Origin of the sequence: Pseudoalteromonas sp. J010, assembly GCF_003934235.1 — a bacterium.
GTDB lineage: Bacteria > Pseudomonadota > Gammaproteobacteria > Enterobacterales > Alteromonadaceae > Pseudoalteromonas > Pseudoalteromonas peptidolytica.
On record NZ_RDBW01000028.1, the window covers coordinates 50,814 to 71,392 of the forward strand.

A 20,579-nucleotide genomic window follows, 5' to 3' on the forward strand; every position below is an offset into this window, starting at 1 on the left:
TGTCTACCTGATCTTTGCTGAGGTAATTTGCTGTTATTTAATCTCTTATGATAACTGAATTGCAAGGCGATATTCTAGCCCTGTTACAGCTTTAAAGTGGCTTTTATAAAAGGAATCGTTAACTTTCTTTGCGCTGCCATGGATGCGTGATCAAGTTTGTCTAGTACATCGAGCAGTGCTCGCATGTCACGGCTCAGCCGAGTGAGCAAAAATCGAGCACAGTCATCTGAAAGTTCAAGGCCACGCATATACGCTCTTTTTACCAATGCTTCGGCTTTGTCGTCATCACTCATTGAGCGGATCTGAAATGTCGTACCCCACGTCAAGCGCGATTCTAAGTCTGGTAACGACAGGTTTAGCATATTAGGAAGTAAGTCTGCAGTCACCACGAGACACTTACCTTTTTCGTTGAAGCGATTGAAAAAGTTAAATAATGCTTTTTCCCATGCTTCGTTCCCAGCAACCAAATGGACATCATCGATGCACACAACATCTAAGGCGTCTAAACCATCAAGCACCAAAGGACCGAAATCGAGTACTTCTCGCAATGACAACAAAATGGTGGAAAGCCCTAACTCCTGAGCTTCGATACAAGTAGCATAGAGTAAATGCGACTTGCCAGAGTCTGCTAATCCACACAAATAAGTATATTGAAACCCCGTTGAGCGCTGAGCTAGGCCATTTTTTAGGTGGCTTACTTCTAAGGAAGCTTCACCACCGAAATAAGAAGAAAATGTTTCGTCATCAGGTAATGTGACGGGCAATGCCATTTGACGTGGCGATTCCATCTTAGCGACCCACCCAGTTATATTTTAAATTACCATCATCGGCAATTTGGTAGTACGCCCTAGGGTCAACGAATATTTTAAAGCTTTGCTCTAAGCCTATTGTTTTACGCAAATCAGAAACTGTTGAAGTATGCTCAATGGCAAACTTGACAGCCGTTTTTGCTCGATAGATGACGTCAACATCCATCACTGTGCTCATAGACAATAGCCTACGCCTAGCATGCTCAACATCAGCAAAGGATAATAATTGTTCGACCGTAATCACTGTTCGGTGCACATCTTGCGTTTGATTGGGATCTATTACGTATTGCTGAGCCAAGGTACTAGATACATAATTTATCATATCAATGATCACTTGCTGTTTATCGCCAACATATTGCTCAGGTTCAAAAAGCTCTGCATCAGTATAACGCCAATCTAATTGCCAAGAGCTGGTATGAGGAGGTTGAAACAACCTTGCAGTAATCACACGTTCGGCTTCATACCGACGTGATGCAGCTTCCACTTCGTTGGAAAAGTTTCCCCATACTTCAGCAATACTAACGTTACTTCGGTCTACCAAGTCCATCAAGGGGACAACAACAGGCACTCCCCATTCATCAGCGGTATCGTAAATTAATCGTTCTAATTGGGGGTAGCTTTCTTGTGTCACGAAATCACGCTGAAAGTTGTCTTCAATTACCATCCAAATAGCAATCATAGGGCGTCGATTTCCCCAAAGAGGTAAGCCTGCTTCTCTAACCAGCTCTTCAACTTTCCCCGGCTCAAATTCAACCTTTATTTTCGTTGCGCCTTGCATGTCGTAATATTCATATCTCAACATGTAGTCCGAGATCCGCCTTAGGCTTGACTGAATTGCCGAATGGGAAAAATCGTCAGCTTTACCGGTGAGCTTTTGTAATACTTTTAACAGCGCCTGTTGGCTCGCTTTAGCCCGTGTCGCACGAGATTTATCGCTAACGGTCAGTGAAGTCTCATATAGATTTTGAACTTCAACAGCTTTTGCCGTCAAGGTAAAGCAAATAAGTGCAATAAAGATCAGCCTAATGGTCATAGAATGCAATTGTTTTATCTGTAAAGCTTGATCCTAAAACAATCACCAACGTAAAGCAAAGGCCAACATGCAATCACCAAAAGAAATTATAAAAACATGATAAATATAAGGATCTTAATCTCAAGTTCAGCGTGGTTCAAAGCTAAATGAGACCTGATTTTTACCTTGCTTCTTTGCTTCATAAAGTGCATTGTCCGCTCTTTTTAACAACGACTCAGCACTCACGCTCACCCCTTCAGCAATCACCACTCCAATACTACAACCGACCTGTACAAGCTGACCATTACTCAACAAAATATCTTGGTTAATCTCAGAGCGAATACGTTCTGTTAATCGAGATAACATGTCTGATGCAATGCTTTCATTAATAACAAACACAAATTCATCTCCACCAATCCGACATACAAAGTCATACTCCCTTACTGTCTCCTGCAATCTTCTAGCAACATGTACCAGCACTTCATCGCCACTATGATGACCATGAGTGTCATTGATTGGTTTAAAATTATCTAAATCTAAATATCCTAGGTACACATTAATTGGCTGACGAGATGAACGCGCGGATAATTTTTGTAACTCATTTAACAAATACTTTCTATTGGCAAGCTGCGTGAGATTGTCGTGATAGGCATCAAATTCCAGCTTTTCTTGAAGCGCTTTGCGTTTGTCGATTTCTGATTGCAACTCAGACAGGCTCGCTTGAAGTTCGAAGGTTCGCGCTTGTACCGTTTTTTCTAACTCTAATTCGTGTTTTCTTAATGCTTGATTGGCGTCAATTAATGCTTGCTGGTTTGCAAAAGCATCCATTGCAGAAGCGATTACATGACTCACCGTGTATAAAAGATCTACCATGCTGTCTGAGTATTCATCTTGACGGCGGTAAGACTGGAGTACAAAAGCACCTAAATGCTTGTCTTTATTCATTAATGGGAAACACAACCACTGTTTGGGAAAGCTCCCTAGCATATCGATAACACCTGTGGAAGTGAGTGCCTTTAGCGAGTGCTCGGTGTAATTTTTTACGCTATCTGAACTAAGCGCATAATAGGTCAGCGTCTTGTTTAACTCAGCTGTAGTTAAATTATTTAACTCTTCTAGTGAAATACTATCCTTGACGTCATGAAAATAAGGAAACTCAAATGAGCCATCTTGACGTTGCAACACAACATAAAAATTATCGGCATAGGTAATTTTTTGCACAATACAGTGAACATTTAATAAAAAATGCTCCAAAGACTCACTTGTATTTAAGCATGATACGATGTCTGTCATGCTATCAATTACCTCTGGAAGTTCTGCCATCATCGAGCACCTTCTTTTAATTCGTTATCCATCGTCAAAAAGCTTAACTACCCGATGTAGAAATTGCCAGAAATCCGCCTCATTTTTATAAAGTTAAGCCTTCGCTTTTAATCCATGAGGTAAAGCTTTAAAATTGATGTTAGTAACCCAGAAGGAATAAGTAATGAAATATTTACACACCATGGTTCGTGTAAGCGATCTAAATGAGTCACTTAATTTTTATTGTGATCTATTGGGGCTTATTGAGGTAAAACGGTATGACAGTGAGCAAGGTCGTTTTAGTTTGATTTATCTTGCAGCTCCTGAGCAAGCAGAGCAAGCGCGAGAAGGCTTTTCACCCACGATTGAGCTAACCTACAACTGGGATCCCGAAAAATATGATGGCGGTCGTAATTTTGGGCACTTGGCTTTTGCCGTTGAAAATATTTACGATCTTTGCCATAAACTGCAAGAAGCCGGCGTAATTATAAATAGGCCTCCTCGGTGCGGCCACATGGCCTTTATCAAGTCACCTGATGGTATATCTATCGAATTACTGCAACAGGGTGATGCACTACCACCACAAGAGCCGTGGAAATCGATGGAAAATACAGGTAGCTGGTAACGTAACGCCCAGCTGTCGTGATTCGAAAAATAGCGTTAATGCCGCCCGTTAAACACTCAACGATTAGCGCTCATGTTGTAGTTAAAATTGATGTTGCACGTTAGCATGCACTTGGCACCACTGTAGTTTGATTTTTCAGTAGACTAAATGATAACTTTTTAGCAATGTCACAAGTTGCTTTTTAAATAACTCAGAGTCTAGTGCATGTTGTAGTAACGTAAATTCTGCTTTGAGTGACTCTGGTGCCATAATCGCTCGGTAATATGTCTCATGTGGATTTTGAGAAAAGTAAAACACCTCTTTCCAACCATTTTTAGTGGCTAAATACTCTGTGGTCGAGCGGCTGACAATGGCAACATTAACCCGTTTTTTCAACACCATTTCAAGCAAGGCTTCCTCAGAATTAACATCTACTCTTTGCACTTTTGAATATTCATTTTTTTGATCAAGGTATCGATAATAGTAACCAGCGATTGTACCGACCAAATTGCCAGACAACGAGCTTGGATGATAATATTCAAACGGATGTTCAATATGCGATACGAATTCATCCGTGTCATACATTAATGGGCTGCTCCAAAGGTACTTCTGTTTTTTTATGTCCCCAAACCAAGCTGGGTTAACCCCTAATATAAAGCCTGGTAACTGTGCTTCTTGAAGCAGTTTATCCAGACGCTTGCGGGGAATAAATCGCAAGTCAAACTGTAGCTCAGTCGCATGGCTATTTATCAGCCTGACAATATCAAAATAGAGGCCTTCACGAGCGTCTAAGTCTGTGATGTATGGCGGCTTATTATGATACACATATAGTGTCTGTTGCAGAGCGCTATATGCTGGAAACGACCCTAACAGAAATAGAAAAATAGAAAGAAAAGCTATCTTTAACACCACAGGCCTCATCACTTACACCAATTATCTTAATTACGTGATCTATTTTGAGGCGGGAAAATCTTGTCAATAACTCCGCTACCGCGTTCTACTCTCGCTATGGTATCTACATCCAAGTAAGCAAGGAAAAAGTCTTATTTAGTTGTTCTAAATAAGAAATTTTTAACGCGGTTAGCGTCAGATTTACACTTTCAAATTGAGCAAGTATTAAGTCTAATTGGTATTATATTATCAATACAGCCTAGCCTCTTTTGAGTAAAACTGTCACATCATTCTCTGGGTAACGAAAAAGGAGCTCATAAAGCTCCTCAAACATTATAGTCGATTACCCTTTTATAGCTAATTGCAGCTCCCCGCGTTATACGATACTTTGATTGATGCACCAGCTGGGGCACCTGATACTTTTATATATCCCCAATACGAAGATTGTGCACCGAGCTCGATACATTCAACATTACCTTGATTAAAAGAGCTAGCCTCCACATTGCTACCATTTGGCCATCCCCCATTACTGTACTCAAGCCCCAAGTCACCGCTGCCATGGGCAGTTTGTATTACAATTGATTGCTGTGCACTTACATTTTCAAGGCTAAACCACATTGGATCTTGGCTACCTAGACACACCGTTTTACCGGCTGTTAATCTGCCATTGGATATACTACCTTGAGACTTGCACATATCCTCAACCGTTGACTTAGTTTGGATCGCTCCTAATAACTGAACATTTTCAAAGCGATTGTAACCATGTAGCATAAGGTAATAAGTGCCGGCTTCCGGGGTAGCAATTTCGCATATTTCTTCGTTACCAGATTTATAAGGCCGGCAATCGAATTCATTGAATGTTGGCGCTGTTCCCGCTTTTACATACAGATCAACATCTCCTGTTCCTCCAGATGTCGTCAAAATTAATTTGTCTACACCCGCAGCAACGTCAATGGAAAAGGTAAGTTGYTCATCTTGTTCACCTGAAATAATTACTGGACTTCCTGAACGTAACTTTTCTGATGACGCTGCACTTATGGAAGCAATCGTATTACTTACATGACTTAAACCGGCAGGATCCATAACCGTAAGACTTACTTGATACTCACCAGGTTGAGTATAGTTATGTGTGGGATTAGCGATGTTGCTCTCACTACCGTCTCCAAAACTCCAAAGATACGTTAATGTGTCACCATCTGGATCTATGCTTCCTTGACTAGAAAACTGAACGGCTTGATCAGCAGTCCCTGTATATGGGCCATTAATTTGTGATGTCGGCGCGCTATTTTGTCCGCCATCAACCAAACTATTACACCATTGCACAAATTCAGACTGATACTGAGACGCCCAACGATTGACACGCTCTTGATAACCATCCCAATTTGCGGTTCTGGTTTCTTGTCGCATTGCCTTTACTTCATCAAAGTGTCTTTCGTACATAAATCTGACACCTAAATATCCCCAACGATAGATCCTATCTTGGTCAAATCCATCGTAAGTGGTGCTAAAGATTTCAGCTAGCGTATAAGTGGAGCCATCTTGAATCGTATCGATAGCAGCTTGATTGTCGTTAAGGTTTGCGATGTATTCAGCAACCCCTTCACTCCACCACACGATTGGTTTGGTTGGGGCATTAAATCCTCCATACAAGTCAAAACGACCATCAAGGTAATGCACATACTCATGCTCTAAGTTCCAGATGTAGTGTTCGGGTTTAGCATAGCTTGCCTCGTAAGCAACAAAGTTGGCAATATTATTCACATCGCTTGGATCCCCTTCCAGATACATACCACCATTGTCTGTGCTTATTTTAAAAATGGCTTTAGCATATTTTTTATAGTCTGAACTACTGTTAAAGATATTAACCTGAAGAAAATCATTGTTATCGTCTGCTACGGGTAAGCGACCTGTCTCAAGCATATCGTGGAAACGCACTTCCTCTGCTTCCATTTTTTCACAAGCAGATGTAAGCTGTACGGGTGTTAACTCTTGTGCACGTATTTTAATGGTGTCGCTACAGCTATGCTGCTGTGACAGAACTTTCGCTTCTAGCTCTTTGTCAAAGTCACAAATATTAAACTTACTACAATCCGAGTAATACGTTGCAACATCAGCCGCAGCCAACCATACTCCATCCCCAAAGCCATAGCTCTCATAGCGTGAAAATAGTGAGACTAGTTGATTGTCTACGTTGTCTTGTATTGCTGCACCATCATACAGCTTTAGTCTTGCCAGTTCGCTTGCAGCATTGATAATGAGGTACTGTGAATCAGAGTTTATCATCCAAGTTTGCGCCGTAAAGTTACCTAATAATTGGACTAGCTCTTGATCATTTTTTACCTGCGCTACGAAGTTACTATTCCATTGTCCACGATATAAAATCGTAAAAATGCCATTTACCGCGCTTCGCATATTCCATTTCTGCCCATAGCTTTCATTCCATTTTGCTAGCCAAGCCTTCACTACTGGCAGGTAGCTGTCTTGCAACTCAGACGAGTCCATGGTGATTATTGCTTCGCTTAGGACTTTGCCATGTGCATCATTGTCATCGTAAAAGTGGCTATTATTTACAAACGCATCCAAAGCCTCTTTCACAGCAGGCTTTACCCAAGTTGCAAAACTCACTTGGTCGTTATAAAACTCAACGTAAAAACCAGCACGAATAAATAAGTATAAAGCTTCAAGATCAGAGCTACCGTTGCCAGCGTAGCTCTGAGAAAGCGCTTTTGTGCTTTGCGCAGCAGCATACATTTTATCAGAAGTAAACACTTTTGATTGAATACTGCTTTCAGCCGAAAATAGCGCATTGATACAACTTGCCCCTTGCAGCTTGACTTCAGCAACAATTTGACTGCTGTTGGCATTTGCCAGACTAGCTAAGTCGCAAACGCTTAACTGCTCGCTGCGGTCAGCATTAAATGTATTGACTTGAGAAGTTTGTGCGGCGAGTAATGGGCTAACTTGCATAGCTTCACTCTCGGCGACCGGCGCTTTATCCCGTTTAGCGTTGTGTTCATGACCATGCGAGATATTAATTTTTGCCTGGCTCGACGCCTCTAATGGCTTAAATAATCGCTCTGACTCTTGATGGGCGTTTACCGCTCCTGCCATTGCTAACGCGACCATGACTGACGTAAATTTTGTTGTTTTCATAAGTTACCTTTATGTTGTGTATCCAAACCCAACGGGTCTATCCGATTGGGTTTTATTTTTCTAACATTAAATACACAATGTATACAATATATTTTATATAACATTATGGAATAGTGAGGTGATTTATATCTTGGTTGGAGGGGCTCAAATGCACGAAGTAGAAATCACAATACCACCTCCGCCGTTTCCAAAAAGGAAACCATTATCGCGTACTACAGCGTTAGTTTTGCTTGAATAGAGCTGCTTTTGATGTATAAATTTGCCATATATTAAGAAATCACTTCTGGCTAGAGCAATATTGCGCTGAGGCACCTAAGTTGACTAACTAACTGCTTATCCCGACCTAAAGTTTGAGCATAAGCTCAGTTATAATTTGTCATTGAGACTATCGGATTACAGTACATATCAAGTTTCGAGCATTTAAACCCAACCCTTGGTTAAATAAAGATAAATCGGTTAACTGACGGTGGTGAGGAATAGAAATTTACAGAAAAGGAGAATATTTTAAATTTTATCTATTTGGGCGATGGCACCTGATGATATTTTAACTCTAATTTTACAGCTTGAAAGCGAAATAGAATAAATACCATCCGTTGGCTTCTGCACTAATAGGTGCTGAAGTCCCAATACTAACTCATCAGTCTCACTTTTCATTTGCGTGTTTCGTGAGTCTATGAACTCCTTTCCCTGCTTCAATGCTTTATCAAGCACGACCGAAGCGACCTGCTGAGTAGATTTACTTTTTAAAGTCTTGATAAGTGCACTTTTTAATAAACTCATGCTAATCCTATAAATAAAGATACCGATCCATATCACAATGCTTAGGGATCGGTGTCTAATTGGTTTTGGGAACAAATAAAGTGTAGCAAGCACAGCAAAAAAGTCTAAAGTAAATTCGTTTCAAACTGTGTCAATTGTTACATCATCGGCTAATTAACTTGCATGCAAATTTATCCCCGATTCACACTCTGTGGCTAGGTACTCAACTATCGCCAAAAAGCTAAAATGCCTCATATTCATCAAACCTGACTTCAAATACCTTATACTTTTTTAGCCACAAGTTTTATGTGAACTTTATACCAATTTGCTTAATTAAGTAGTCTATTTTGAGGCGAGAAAATCTTGTCGATAACTCCGCTACCGCGTCCTGCTATCGCTAAGGTATCTACATCCGTGTAGACAAGGCAAAAATTTTGATATTTAGTTGTTCTAAATGAGAAATTTTTAACGCTGTTAGCGTCAGATTTACTCCTTCAAATTGAGCAAGTCTTAAGTCAAATTGGTATTAACACTCCCTACCTAAAGTTTAAGTCAATAAAGCGCGGATAAATGATTACACTGCTCAATAATCTGCTTTTCAGAAAATAGCTGCGGTATAAAATATAATAAACTACTAGGAAGCTGGGATGCTGAGCGTGGCGCCGAAGTGAAATTTGTTACGGCTTCCAGCTCATGAAACGCATCGTGCCATGTCGGAACGGCCTTGCGTAATTGCTCATAGCATATTGTATTTATCTCAAAATTCTCGAAGTATTCATCGATTAAGCAAAGCGGCTGGTTGAGATTAAGAGAATCAAGCAATTCTCGAGAAAAACGCTGCTGAGCTGGATTAGCGTCATTAAAAAAGTGTCCTGGCAAGTTATGGCCGATAATTAGGTCTTTACTCTCAAACAAGCTATTGGTGTACAACAAAGCAGTAAGAACGAGGTATGTGTCGTACCTAGCCAAGCTAACCCCTTGGAGAAGTGCGCTATGCTTGCTGAGATCCACTGTTGATCTTGGTCGTAGAGTGCGCCAAAACTCATGCTTTTGACTGGGTAACTCTTGATGAATTCCTGTGCTTGCTAGCCTCTCGTTCCAACTTGATATAAAAAGCTCAAATCCTTCAGTTTTAAACTGTTCCATTTCAAATGGCACATGTACCTCCTCATTTTTGTTCCGTGTCAAGGATTAACACAAACCCTAGAAGGTTTTGCATAATTAGCAATTACATGACATTACAGCTAAGTTCTGAGTGAGCGTTCAGACTCGTTTAAGTTCAGTGACTGAGATACGGGGTAAGAAGCTACATCAATTAACCGGATTAATACCAATTAATCTTGATAAACGAGAAGAGGTTGTTGACAACATCGCATTAAGTGAACACCTGTGCATCCATATTCATAGAGGTGAGGAAGAGGTATGACAAGGTGGGTAACAAAAAAGCCCGTATTTTTCAAAATACGGGCTTTTAATTGAAAAGGATTACTTGTATTCAACCTCGATGATTTCATACTCAACTAGGCCATTTGGCGTTTGAATATTCACTGTATCATCTAGCTCTTTGCCAATTAATCCACGCGCAATTGGAGAGTTAACAGAAATTAAGTTATTTTTAATATCTGCTTCATCATCACCAACAATGCGGTAGCTAACTTCTTCGTCCGTATCCACATTAACGATAGTAACCGTACTGCCAAAAATAACCTTGCCGTTATTTTGCATTTTAGTTACATCAATTATTTGTGCAGTTGAAAGTTTCGCTTCAATTTCTTGAATACGGCCTTCACAAAAACCTTGCTGCTCTCTTGCTGCATGATATTCAGCGTTTTCTTTCAAATCGCCGTGTTCACGTGCTTCTGCAATGTCTGCAACAATTTTTGGGCGAACAACTTTTTTTAAATGATTCAGTTCTTCACGAAGCAATTCTTCGCCTCGCACTGTCATCGGAATTGATTGCATAAGTATCTCACTCATCGCCAGAGCATATGCTCTGGCTTTGTTCTTTTTAGTTCAAACGCTGGTGTAATTCTTGAACAGAGTTTACAGAGCTTCTGTCGTCAGCTGCATTCGCTGTACAGTTTGCAAACGCTGCATTTAGCGTAGTGGTGTAGTTAGTCTTATGCTGAAGTGCACCACGACGTAACACCTTCGAGTCTTCTATAGCTTGGCGACCTTCGGTCGTATTAACGATATAGCTGTACTCACCATTCTTGATACGGTCAAGAATATGAGGACGGCCTTCGAATACTTTGTTTACGCGACGTACTTCAATACCCGCTTCTTCAAGCGCTTTCGCCGTACCATTCGTTGCATCTAGCTCAAAACCAATGGCTTTCATTGTCTTAGCCAATTCAACGACGCGTGCCTTATCACCATTACGCACAGATAGTAGCGCGCGGCCGCCACGTGGTAAAGTATTTGATGCACCTAATTGGGCTTTTGCGAATGCTTCGGCGAAGTTTTCACCAACACCCATCACTTCACCCGTAGAGCGCATCTCTGGACCACGCATTGGGTCAACACCTAAGAATTTAGCGAATGGGAGTACAACTTCTTTCACGCTATAATAAGGAGGGATAACTTCTTTTGTTACACCCTGGCTTTCAAGAGACTGCCCAACCATACAACGCGCTGCTACTTTTGCCAGTGCAACACCCGTTGCCTTCGAAACAAACGGTACTGTACGTGCTGCACGAGGGTTAACCTCGATTAGGTATACTTTGCCATCTTTCACAGCAAACTGAGTATTCATTAGACCCACAACACCAAGCTCTAGCGCCATGTCACGTACTTGCTTGCGCATAACGTCTTGAATATCTTGCGATAGAGAGTGTGCTGGTAATGAACATGCTGAGTCACCTGAGTGAACACCCGCCTGCTCGATGTGCTCCATAATACCGCCAATGATCACGTTTTCACCATCACAGATAGCATCAACGTCAACTTCGATTGCATCATCTAAGAAGCGGTCAAGAAGAACTGGTGCTTCGTTAGATACAGATACCGCCTCAGTCATGTAACGACGTAAGTCATCTTCGTCATATACGATTTCCATAGCACGACCACCGAGTACGTATGATGGACGAACAACCAATGGGAAACCGATCTCTTGAGACTTAGCAACCGCTTCTTCTAGAGAAGTAACTGTCGCGTTCTCAGGCTGAAGAAGGTCAAGACGTTCAACGAGTTGCTGGAAGCGCTCACGGTCTTCTGCACGGTCGATTGCATCTGGAGAAGTACCRATTACTGGCACACCATTCGCTTCAAGGTCACGTGCTAGTTTAAGTGGTGTTTGACCACCGTACTGAACGATAACACCTTTTGGCTTCTCAACACGTACGATTTCTAGCACATCTTCAAGCGTGATTGGCTCGAAGAATAGACGGTCAGACGTATCGTAGTCGGTTGAAACGGTTTCAGGGTTACAGTTAACCATGATAGTTTCATAGCCATCTTCACGCATTGCAAGTGCAGCATGAACACAACAGTAATCAAATTCGATACCTTGACCGATACGGTTAGGGCCGCCGCCGATAACCATGATCTTGTCTTTTTCAGAAGGTGCTGCTTCACATTCTTCATCGTAAGTTGAGTACATATAAGCGGTGTCTGAACTAAATTCTGCTGCACATGTATCAACACGCTTATACACAGGTAGAATTTCTAACTGATGACGCTTCTTGCGGATTTCTTTTTCAGAAACACCTGCAATCTCAGCGATGCGCGCATCAGCGAAACCTTTGCGCTTGAGGCGACGAAGGAAATCTTTGTTAAGACCAGCAAGACCCGCTTCTGCGATCTTAGTTTCATCTTTAATGATGTCTTCAATCTGCACTAAGTACCAGCGATCAATCTTGGTTAACTCAAATACATCTTCAACGCTCATACCGTGACGCATTGCATCTGCAATGTACCAAATACGCTCTGCACCTGGCTCACGTAACTCACGAATGATGGTTTCTTTTGCGTTTGGCGCATCAAGTGCAACAATCGGGTTGAAACCTGTTGCACCCACTTCTAAACCACGAAGTGCTTTGTGAAGAGACTCTTGCTGGTTACGACCAATCGCCATAACCTCACCAACAGACTTCATCTGAGTCGTTAGACGGTCATTTGCACCAGCGAACTTCTCAAAGTTAAAACGAGGGATTTTGGTAACAACGTAGTCAATTGAAGGCTCGAATGACGCCGGTGTCGCGCCACCAGTGATGTCGTTTTGTAGCTCATCAAGCGTGTAGCCCACAGCCAATTTTGCTGCAATTTTCGCGATTGGGAAGCCCGTTGCTTTTGAGGCTAGTGCAGATGAACGAGATACACGAGGGTTCATCTCAATGATAACCATACGGCCATCCTTTGGATTCACACCAAATTGAACGTTTGAACCACCTGTTTCAACACCAATTTCACGTAGTACCGCCATCGAAGCATTACGCATTAGCTGGTATTCTTTGTCAGTTAATGTTTGTGCTGGTGCAACAGTGATTGAGTCACCTGTGTGAACACCCATGGGGTCAAAGTTTTCAATAGAACATACAATGATGCAGTTGTCGTTTTTGTCACGAACAACTTCCATCTCATACTCTTTCCAACCTAGTAAGCTCTCATCAATTAGAAGCTCATTAGTTGGTGAAAGGTCTAAACCACGTGTACAGATTTCTTCAAATTCTTCCATGTTGTAAGCAACACCGCCACCGGTACCACCCATGGTGAAAGAAGGACGGATGATACATGGGAAGCCAATACGCGTTAGCACGTCTTTTGCTTCATCCATTGAGTGTGCAATCTCTGCGCGAGGACACTCAAGGCCAATGTTTTTCATCGCGATATCAAAACGCTCGCGGTTTTCTGCTTTGTCGATTGCATCTGCCGTCGCACCAATTAACTCTACATCGTGCTTAGCAAGTACACCATGCTTGTCTAAATCAAGCGCACAGTTTAGTGCTGTCTGACCACCCATCGTAGGAAGAACCGCATCAGGCTTTTCCTTTTCGATGATCTTTTCCACGACTTCCCAGTGAATTGGTTCGATGTACGTTGCATCAGCCATTTCAGGGTCAGTCATGATCGTTGCAGGGTTCGAGTTTACAAGAATGACTCGATATCCTTCTTCTCTCAGCGCTTTACAGGCCTGAGCACCAGAGTAGTCAAATTCACAGGCTTGGCCGATAACAATTGGGCCTGCGCCCAAAATTAGAATGCTTTTTATGTCAGTACGTTTTGGCATTATTACTCCGGTCTAATTAAGCGTTGCGAGATTGCATTAATTCAATGAAATGGTCGAATAACGGTGCTGCATCATGTGGACCTGGGCTTGCTTCTGGGTGACCTTGGAAGCTAAACGCAGGCTTGTCAGTACGATGGATACCTTGCAGTGTGCCATCAAACAAAGACTTGTGCGTTGCACGTAGATTATCAGGAAGCGTTGCTTCGTCAGCAGCGAAACCATGGTTTTGTGCTGTGATCATCACAACGTCACGATCTAAGTCTTTAACCGGGTGGTTGCCACCATGGTGACCAAACTTCATTTTCACTGTTTTTGCACCAGAAGCGAGTGCTAATAACTGGTGGCCTAAGCAGATACCGAAAATAGGTGTGTCTGTTTCTAAAAATGATTTTATCGCGTCAATGGCATAAGTACATGGTTCAGGGTCACCAGGACCGTTTGATAGGAAGATGCCATCAGGGTTGAGTGCTAGGACATCAGCAGCGGAGGTTTCTGCTGGAACAACTGTTAGTTTACAGCCTCTGTCAACTAGCATTCTAAGAATGTTCTTTTTCACACCAAAGTCATAGGCAACAACATGAAACTTTTCATCTTCAGCGCGAAGTGTTTTAAAACCTTCGCCCAGAGTCCAGCTTGATTCACGCCATTCAAACTGAGTTTTTGTTGTCACTACYTTTGCTAAATCCATCCCTTTTAAGCCAGGGAATGCTTGCGCAGCTTCTAGCGCTTGTTGCTCGTCAACTTCATCACCTGCGATAATACAACCATTTTGGGCTCCTTTATCACGAAGAATGCGAGTGAGTTTACGAGTATCAATATCTGCTATCCCTAAGATATTGCGTTCTTTTAAGTAGTCACTTAATGACTGTTCATTACGGAAATTACTCGCAAGCAGTGGTAAGTCACGGATCACTAGGCCTTTTGCCCAGATTTTGTCCGCTTCCTCATCTTCGCTGTTAGTACCGGTGTTGCCGATATGTGGGTAAGTGAGCGTAACGATTTGTTCCGCGTATGAAGGATCCGTTAAGATCTCTTGATACCCCGTCATTGACGTATTGAATACTACTTCACCGACTGACATACCGTCAGCACCGATAGCAGTACCACGAAAAACCGTGCCGTCTTCAAGGACTAACAGAGCGGATTTAGTCAAGTTAACCTCCTAGATAGTAAAAAACGGGCGAAAGCAAAACGCTCAACATCCCGTCTACAAAGCGCTTGGTAACACGCAGTTATTAAAATTTTGGCAAATTCGTTATAGTCTACAGCATGAATCACATTTCGTCTAATTAAAATCACCAAAATTACAAAAATAAGCCTTTAAACTCTTTTTTTACTTTAAAGCCGCAAAATGATATGCTTACTTCTTTAAATCTAGGACATCTTGCATATCGTAAAGGCCTGCTGGTTTATCTTTTAACCATTGCGCAGCCCTTACAGCGCCTGATGCAAAGGTCAATCTCGATGCAGCTTTATGTGTTAATTCGAGTCTTTCCCCCATTGTTGCAAAGTAAGCGGTATGTTCACCTACTATATCACCCGCTCTAAGCACCGAATAACCAATCTCATGTTGTGATTTCGCTTCATGGCTGTGACTTCGGTCATAAACCGCAACATCGTCATGCTGCCAGCCTTTAGCTTCTGCTATCGCTTCACCAATAGCCAGTGCGGTACCTGACGGAGCGTCGATTTTGTGGCGGTGGTGTGCCTCAAAGATTTCAATGTCCATCTCGTCAGCAAGCTTCTGTGCCGCTGTTTGCACTAAATTAAGGAGAAGATTAATACCCACACTATAATTACGAGAAAAGACAATAGGTATTTCCTTTGCAGCCTCAACTAGCAGTTCCATTTCAGTTGTAGTAAGACCTGTGGTACCGATCACCATTGGCTTTTTAGCAGCAATCGCGGCTGATAGGTGTTGCTTCATTCCCTCAGGTAAAGTGAAGTCTATTAATACATCAACATTTTCAAGCGTATCTTGTTCAGAGCTAAAACGAATATTTGTGTCTGCCTTTGGCTGCAATTGATTAATTGCTTTGTCAAGGTATTGTGAACTTTCTCGAACGAAAGCGCAGACCAGCTCAGCTTGTTGCGATAAATAACAAGCTTCAATTAATGCAAGCCCCATTCTGCCATTCGCACCATAAATACCTATTCTTGTCATGTGTCACCCTTATTTTTACGATATTAATTATCCGAATGGTAGCAATGATGGCTAACCGGATATGTAGAAATGCGTTTTTGCAGGAGTAGAGTTTACCGTATCTGTATGTCATAGTCAGTCAAGTTGAAAATAATAAAACATTAGACTTTAGACGTCTAAACATATAAACTGCCGCGTTCGCTAACCTATTTGGATTGAAAAAACTTCATCTTATTAGGCGTGTTCTGCGGTTTTACAGTCAATTATTGGCTGTGCTTTATGTTGGGGAGTGCTATGCAACCAAATTACAATCAAACAAAGGCAAAACTATCCTTATTGCCACTGTTGACCTTTGTAGGGATTTTTCTTGGCGCAGGATTGTATTTACAATCACAGGGCGTCGACTATGCGTTTTATCAATTAAAAGCGCCCGTTGCGATTCTACTCGCCATTGTTTTGGCTTTTTTACTCAATAAAGATACCATAAACCGCAGTGTCGAAACGTTTATTCGAGGCGCTGGACACAGCAACATCATCACCATGTGCCTCATCTATTTATTGGCAGGTGCTTTCTCAGCCGTTGCAAGTGCAACAGGTGGTGTTGATGCTGTGGTTAACGCAGGTTTGTCACTTATTCCTCCTGCGTTCCTATTACCTGGCCTTTTCCTTATTTCCGCTGTCGTCTCTACTGCAATGGGAACTTCCATGGGCACGATTGGTGCGATTGGCCCTATTGCTGTTGCAGTGGCGATGAAAACGGGGATCGACCCTGCACTGATGGCCGGCACTATAGTATCGGGTGCAATGTTTGGCGATAACTTATCTATTATTTCTGACACCACAATTGCAGCCACACGAACCCAAGGCTGTGAAATGAAAGATAAATTTAGAGAGAATCTAAAGATAGCCCTACCTGCTGCGTTGTTGACTGTCTTGCTATTGGTATTTTTAACCCCTGAGCCGCAGGTTGTAGAAACCAAACCGTTTGATTGGTTATTAGTTTTACCCTATGCGTTTATCTTGGTCTTGGCAGTGATTGGGATTAATGTTTTTGTTGTTCTTTTTAGTGGTATTGTGTTTGCTGGCTGCATAGGTTTTGTGGGTGACTACCAAGGCGCAGCGTTCCTAAATGACGTCTACAAAGGCTTCAGTGATATGCAGGAGATTTTCTTACTATCTATGTTCATTGGTGGCCTATCCGAGTTTATTCGTATCAATGGCGGCCTCGATTTTTTAGCAAAGCAAATCCAAAAAATTACCAGTATCATTGCTAAATGGCACCGCCAAGTCGCTGATCAACTCGGTATTGCAGCGCTTGTATTAACCAGTAATCTATGTATTGCAAATAACACTGTAAGTATTATTGTTGCTGGCCCTGTTGCTAAAAAGCTAGCTGAAGACGGAAACATTTCAGCTAAGCGCTCTGCAAGCTTACTCGATATTTTTGCGTGCGTTATGCAGGGTTCTTTACCCTATGGTGCACAGGCACTGTTACTCGGGGCAACTTTTAAAATCAGCCCGTGGGATGTATCTAGTTCATCTTATTACTGTTTTATTCTGGCGTTCACTGCCATTTGTGTTATTTGCCTAAGAAGAAATAAAGCATAATTTATTTACTTTAAGCGCCCAACTTAGGGCGCTTTTGTTATACTTTCATTTTTAATGTTATCCGAATTAATAAATGAAACTCAATACGCTCATTACTTTATCCTCACTTGCTGTTAGCTCACTTAGCTATGCCGCTGATTGGAGCACTACACAGCTGCACGTCAACCACGGCGACTTTAAAAATCCCTTTAGCAAAAATGAAGCAACCACAACCGTTTATTCGCTTCAACATGCTTCAGGCTATCGCTATGGTGATAACTTCTTTTTTATCGATTACAGTAAAGATGATCTCACTGATGACTATCAAGATGGTGACTTTTATGGGGAGTGGTATTCAAGCTTCTCCATGTCAAAGATTGCTGATTTTAAGTCTTCTTTTGACGCTATAGCTGACGTTAGCCTAACAATGGGCTTCAATGCAGCTGGAGATGCTAAAGTGATGAAATACTTACCTGGTGTCAAAGTGAACTGGAACTTTGAAGGGTTCAACTTTTTCTCATCTACATTTACTCTCTATCAAGACGATAGCCAAGGGATCAGTCATGGCGGCGCTCCTAAGGAAAGTGATAGTTGGATGATAGATCTTGCATGGGGCTATCCTTTCAAAATAGGCGAACAAAAGTTCTATCTTACTGGCCATGTAGAATATATCGGCGAGCGAGAAAACGAGCTCGGTAATGATGTTAAAGGCTGGCTGCTCGCACAACCAATTCTTCAATGGGATCTCGGCTATGCGATGGGGATGCCAGATAATCAGCTGATGTTAGGTGTGGAATGGCAGTATTGGCACAACAAACTTGGTACAGATACCAACGAATCCGTTCCACAATTACACCTTGCATGGACTTTCTAAACCCAGTACCCATGATGCAGCGGCTACTAGCGTTTATGCTTCTTGTAGCCGACACTGAACTAAATTCCCTCTTGGCACCAAGACAAAACGAGATCTAGAGACTGCTTATTATCATCTAGTTTTCTGAAACTTAGCTTCTTATAAGTGGCGAAATCTTGATATAGCGTAGTTAGTTTCGGCAACTGTAGCAGTGACACATACCTTGTTATGTTGTGGTGATACTCTGTTTTCATAAGCATAGGAAGGGAGTCTAATAAAAAAACTTGCTGTTCTTGATTCAACTCAGCAACCTGCTCTGCTCTTTTAACAGTAAGTTCTTGCCACATTAATACTGTTATTAACTCACTGTCTTGGGTTTGATCAACGCGCATTTTCACTGTATTGACATAACGCTGATAGCCCTGCCATTGTTTTGACGCAATATAGCTATTGAGTAGGTTCAGGCCAACATAGCTAGCCTCATAGTTCTCCCCCGACTTTTGATGGTGTAGAAACGCCAGCCGATACAACTCAGCCGCTTTTTCATAATTTGCCCGATCAAAATATACGTTCGCTAAATTATTATGTAACGCTGCTTTAATATGTTCCTCTTCCCTATACTCGATAAGAGCTCTATCAAGAATCTCTTCAGCTTCATCCAACTGACCCGCTGTCCGATATAGTACAGCTAAGTTATTTATGATCTTTTGCTTTTGTTCATTTGTCGAAAATCGAATTGCACATTCATAGCTCTTCTCTGCCAGCTCAAATTTACCGGTCCTTCTAAAATAAATAGCAAGATAAGTGGCTATTTCACCTTTCTCATAGTTTAAATAATGTAACCAATCTTTATTTTCTGAGAAAAGGTTAATAATACTTTTGATTAACTCAACATCGTTTGCTCTAATTCCTGACTTGAGGCCGGCTAAATGAATTTCGTATAACCCTTTTGAAGGGGTTTTAGGCAGGACTGGCTGTACCTTGGTATATATTTCCAAAGCTTCGCCCGGATTAGACGCGTTTGCTCCCTGAATAGCCTGTAGTGTCTTGAATAGCTCGTTAGGCGTTAACACAACAAATGCAGAAAGCAATAATGCAACCTGTAGCACACAAATACTCCTATCGCGCCAGCTTAAACAATTATAATGAAGCTTAGTAGTTTACATCAAACTTATCACATAAAAGAGTAAAAATCTGACTCGACAATGAAGTTGATATTGTAGTGGGATCGAGTTTACCTCGCGATGTTACATAGTAGACTGTTTTATTCTTTTTGTTTGGCAAGCACAACAGCTCGGCGAGTAAACCGCCTCTTCCCTGTCCAGCACTTTGCTGGTGTTGTGGTGGGTGCGAGTTTACCTCGCGATGTTACAAAGTAGGATGTTTTTATTCTTTTTGTTTGAGAGACCCAACAGCTCGGCGGGTAAACCGCCTCCTACCAGTGCTGCACTTTGGTGGTGTTGTGGTGGGAGCGAGTTTACCTCGCGATGTTACGAAGTAGGATGTTTTTATTCTTTTTGTTTGGCAAGCCCAACAGCTCGGCGGGTAAACCGCCTCCTACCAATGCAGTACTCTGTTGATGTAGTGGTGGGAGCGAGTTTGCCTCGCGATATTACAGAGTAGACTGTTTTATTCTTTTTGTTTGATAGACCCAACAGCTCGGCGGGTAAACCGCCTCCTACCAGTGCTGCACTTTGTTATGTCGTGGTGGGAGCGAGTTTACCTCGCGAGGTGTTTATTACTTTTCGAGGTGTTGATTATCTTGTGAGGTTTTCTTTTCAAATCCCATATAGCAAAAAACCGTCGTATTGCTGCAACGGGTTTGACGTACATGGATGCACTAATGTCGATTAGATTCATGGATGAATGCGGTTAATCGGCCTTTTATAAGACCCTGGCTCGCTACGAAGTAGGATGTTCTCATTTTTAAATAGAGAGTCACATGGGTGATCCACACTATCATTGACCGGGGCCGACCCTTCGGCTGTTTTGTTTCACTTCTGAATTTGGGTGACAAGAAACCGAGGTAACGCTTCGCAGTTTGAGGAACAGCTCGGCGGGCAAACCGCCTCCTACCAGTGCAATACTATGTTGGTGTTGTGGTGGGAGCGAGTTTACCTCGCGAGGTGTTGATTACTTTTCGAGGTGTCGATTATCTTGTGAGGCTTTCTTTTCAAATCCCACATAGCAAAAAACCCGCTGCATTGCTGTAAAGGGTTTCTCTAATAAGGCCCTGACT

15 protein-coding genes are annotated in these 20,579 nt (G+C 42.0%); 3 read left to right on the forward strand and 12 right to left on the reverse strand.

What is annotated here, in order from left to right; all coding sequences use genetic code 11:
- Positions 1–83: 83 nt before the first annotated feature.
- The 3 genes from hda to EAG18_RS15170 all read right to left on the reverse strand — a co-directional run bounded on the left by hda (position 84) and on the right by EAG18_RS15170 (position 3,147).
- Positions 84–788, reverse strand: coding sequence for a DnaA inactivator Hda (gene hda / locus EAG18_RS15160; protein ID WP_125253222.1), 705 nt, complete (start codon positions 786–788; stop codon positions 84–86).
- Position 789: 1 nt separating this feature from the next.
- Positions 790–1,851, reverse strand: coding sequence for a DUF2066 domain-containing protein (locus EAG18_RS15165; protein ID WP_125253223.1), 1,062 nt, complete (start codon positions 1,849–1,851; stop codon positions 790–792).
- Positions 1,852–1,968: 117 nt separating this feature from the next.
- Positions 1,969–3,147 carry a sensor domain-containing diguanylate cyclase gene (locus EAG18_RS15170; RefSeq protein ID WP_125253224.1) on the reverse strand — a complete coding sequence of 393 codons (1,179 nt, stop codon included), beginning with the start codon at positions 3,145–3,147 and terminating at the stop codon, positions 1,969–1,971.
- A gap of 160 nt (positions 3,148–3,307) precedes the next feature.
- Between EAG18_RS15170 and EAG18_RS15175 the strand changes: the two genes are divergently transcribed.
- Positions 3,308–3,748: a VOC family protein gene (locus EAG18_RS15175; protein ID WP_125253225.1), complete on the forward strand. Its 441-nt coding sequence runs from the start codon at positions 3,308–3,310 to the stop codon at positions 3,746–3,748.
- Between the two features lie 135 nt (positions 3,749–3,883).
- Here the strand turns inward: EAG18_RS15175 and EAG18_RS15180 are convergent, their stop codons facing one another.
- The 8 genes from EAG18_RS15180 to dapB all read right to left on the reverse strand — a co-directional run bounded on the left by EAG18_RS15180 (position 3,884) and on the right by dapB (position 15,921).
- A complete protein-coding gene (locus EAG18_RS15180) occupies positions 3,884–4,636 on the reverse strand; it encodes a transporter substrate-binding domain-containing protein (RefSeq protein WP_125253226.1) in 753 nt (250 codons plus the stop codon).
- A gap of 339 nt (positions 4,637–4,975) precedes the next feature.
- Positions 4,976–7,771: a collagenase gene (locus EAG18_RS15185; protein WP_125253227.1), complete on the reverse strand. Its 2,796-nt coding sequence runs from the start codon at positions 7,769–7,771 to the stop codon at positions 4,976–4,978.
- A 504-nt stretch (positions 7,772–8,275) separates the two neighbouring features.
- Positions 8,276–8,551 (reverse strand): hypothetical protein, encoded by a 276-nt coding sequence (locus tag EAG18_RS15190; RefSeq protein ID WP_125253228.1) that lies wholly within the window; start codon positions 8,549–8,551, stop codon positions 8,276–8,278.
- Between the two features lie 531 nt (positions 8,552–9,082).
- Positions 9,083–9,688: a hypothetical protein gene (locus EAG18_RS15195; RefSeq protein ID WP_125253229.1), complete on the reverse strand. Its 606-nt coding sequence runs from the start codon at positions 9,686–9,688 to the stop codon at positions 9,083–9,085.
- A gap of 327 nt (positions 9,689–10,015) precedes the next feature.
- Positions 10,016–10,492 (reverse strand): transcription elongation factor GreA, encoded by a 477-nt coding sequence (gene greA / locus EAG18_RS15200; protein ID WP_125253230.1) that lies wholly within the window; start codon positions 10,490–10,492, stop codon positions 10,016–10,018.
- 46 nt (positions 10,493–10,538) lie between these two features.
- The gene (carB, locus tag EAG18_RS15205) at positions 10,539–13,757 is read right to left on the reverse strand and encodes a carbamoyl-phosphate synthase large subunit (protein ID WP_125253231.1); all 3,219 of its coding nucleotides are present in this window, start codon (positions 13,755–13,757) and stop codon (positions 10,539–10,541) included.
- A 16-nt stretch (positions 13,758–13,773) separates the two neighbouring features.
- Positions 13,774–14,910 (reverse strand): glutamine-hydrolyzing carbamoyl-phosphate synthase small subunit, encoded by a 1,137-nt coding sequence (carA, locus tag EAG18_RS15210; RefSeq protein WP_125253232.1) that lies wholly within the window; start codon positions 14,908–14,910, stop codon positions 13,774–13,776.
- Between the two features lie 207 nt (positions 14,911–15,117).
- Positions 15,118–15,921 (reverse strand): 4-hydroxy-tetrahydrodipicolinate reductase, encoded by an 804-nt coding sequence (gene dapB, locus EAG18_RS15215; protein ID WP_125253233.1) that lies wholly within the window; start codon positions 15,919–15,921, stop codon positions 15,118–15,120.
- Positions 15,922–16,194: 273 nt separating this feature from the next.
- On the opposite strand from dapB, the gene EAG18_RS15220 reads away from it, so the two are divergent.
- On the forward strand, positions 16,195–17,508 hold the full coding sequence (locus tag EAG18_RS15220; protein ID WP_125253234.1) for a Na+/H+ antiporter NhaC family protein: 1,314 nt from the start codon (positions 16,195–16,197) through the stop codon (positions 17,506–17,508).
- Positions 17,509–17,581: 73 nt separating this feature from the next.
- On the forward strand, positions 17,582–18,361 hold the full coding sequence (locus EAG18_RS15225) for a nucleoside-binding protein (RefSeq protein WP_125253235.1): 780 nt from the start codon (positions 17,582–17,584) through the stop codon (positions 18,359–18,361).
- 59 nt (positions 18,362–18,420) lie between these two features.
- Here the strand turns inward: EAG18_RS15225 and EAG18_RS15230 are convergent, their stop codons facing one another.
- The gene (locus EAG18_RS15230; protein WP_185745604.1) at positions 18,421–19,449 is read right to left on the reverse strand and encodes a tetratricopeptide repeat protein; all 1,029 of its coding nucleotides are present in this window, start codon (positions 19,447–19,449) and stop codon (positions 18,421–18,423) included.
- Positions 19,450–20,579: the final 1,130 nt, after the last annotated feature.

Bases quoted from the DNA above. Each gene is read 5' to 3' on its own strand.
- hda (WP_125253222.1), bottom strand. From the start codon at position 788: ATGGAATCGCCACGTCAAATGGCATTGCCCGTCACATTACCTGATGAC.
- EAG18_RS15170 (WP_125253224.1), bottom strand. From the start codon at position 3,147: ATGATGGCAGAACTTCCAGAGGTAATTGATAGCATGACAGACATCGTA.
- EAG18_RS15175 (WP_125253225.1), top strand. From the start codon at position 3,308: ATGAAATATTTACACACCATGGTTCGTGTAAGCGATCTAAATGAGTCA.
- EAG18_RS15190 (WP_125253228.1), bottom strand. From the start codon at position 8,551: ATGAGTTTATTAAAAAGTGCACTTATCAAGACTTTAAAAAGTAAATCT.
- greA (WP_125253230.1), bottom strand. From the start codon at position 10,492: ATGCAATCAATTCCGATGACAGTGCGAGGCGAAGAATTGCTTCGTGAA.
- dapB (WP_125253233.1), bottom strand. From the start codon at position 15,921: ATGACAAGAATAGGTATTTATGGTGCGAATGGCAGAATGGGGCTTGCA.
- EAG18_RS15220 (WP_125253234.1), top strand. From the start codon at position 16,195: ATGCAACCAAATTACAATCAAACAAAGGCAAAACTATCCTTATTGCCA.
- EAG18_RS15225 (WP_125253235.1), top strand. From the start codon at position 17,582: ATGAAACTCAATACGCTCATTACTTTATCCTCACTTGCTGTTAGCTCA.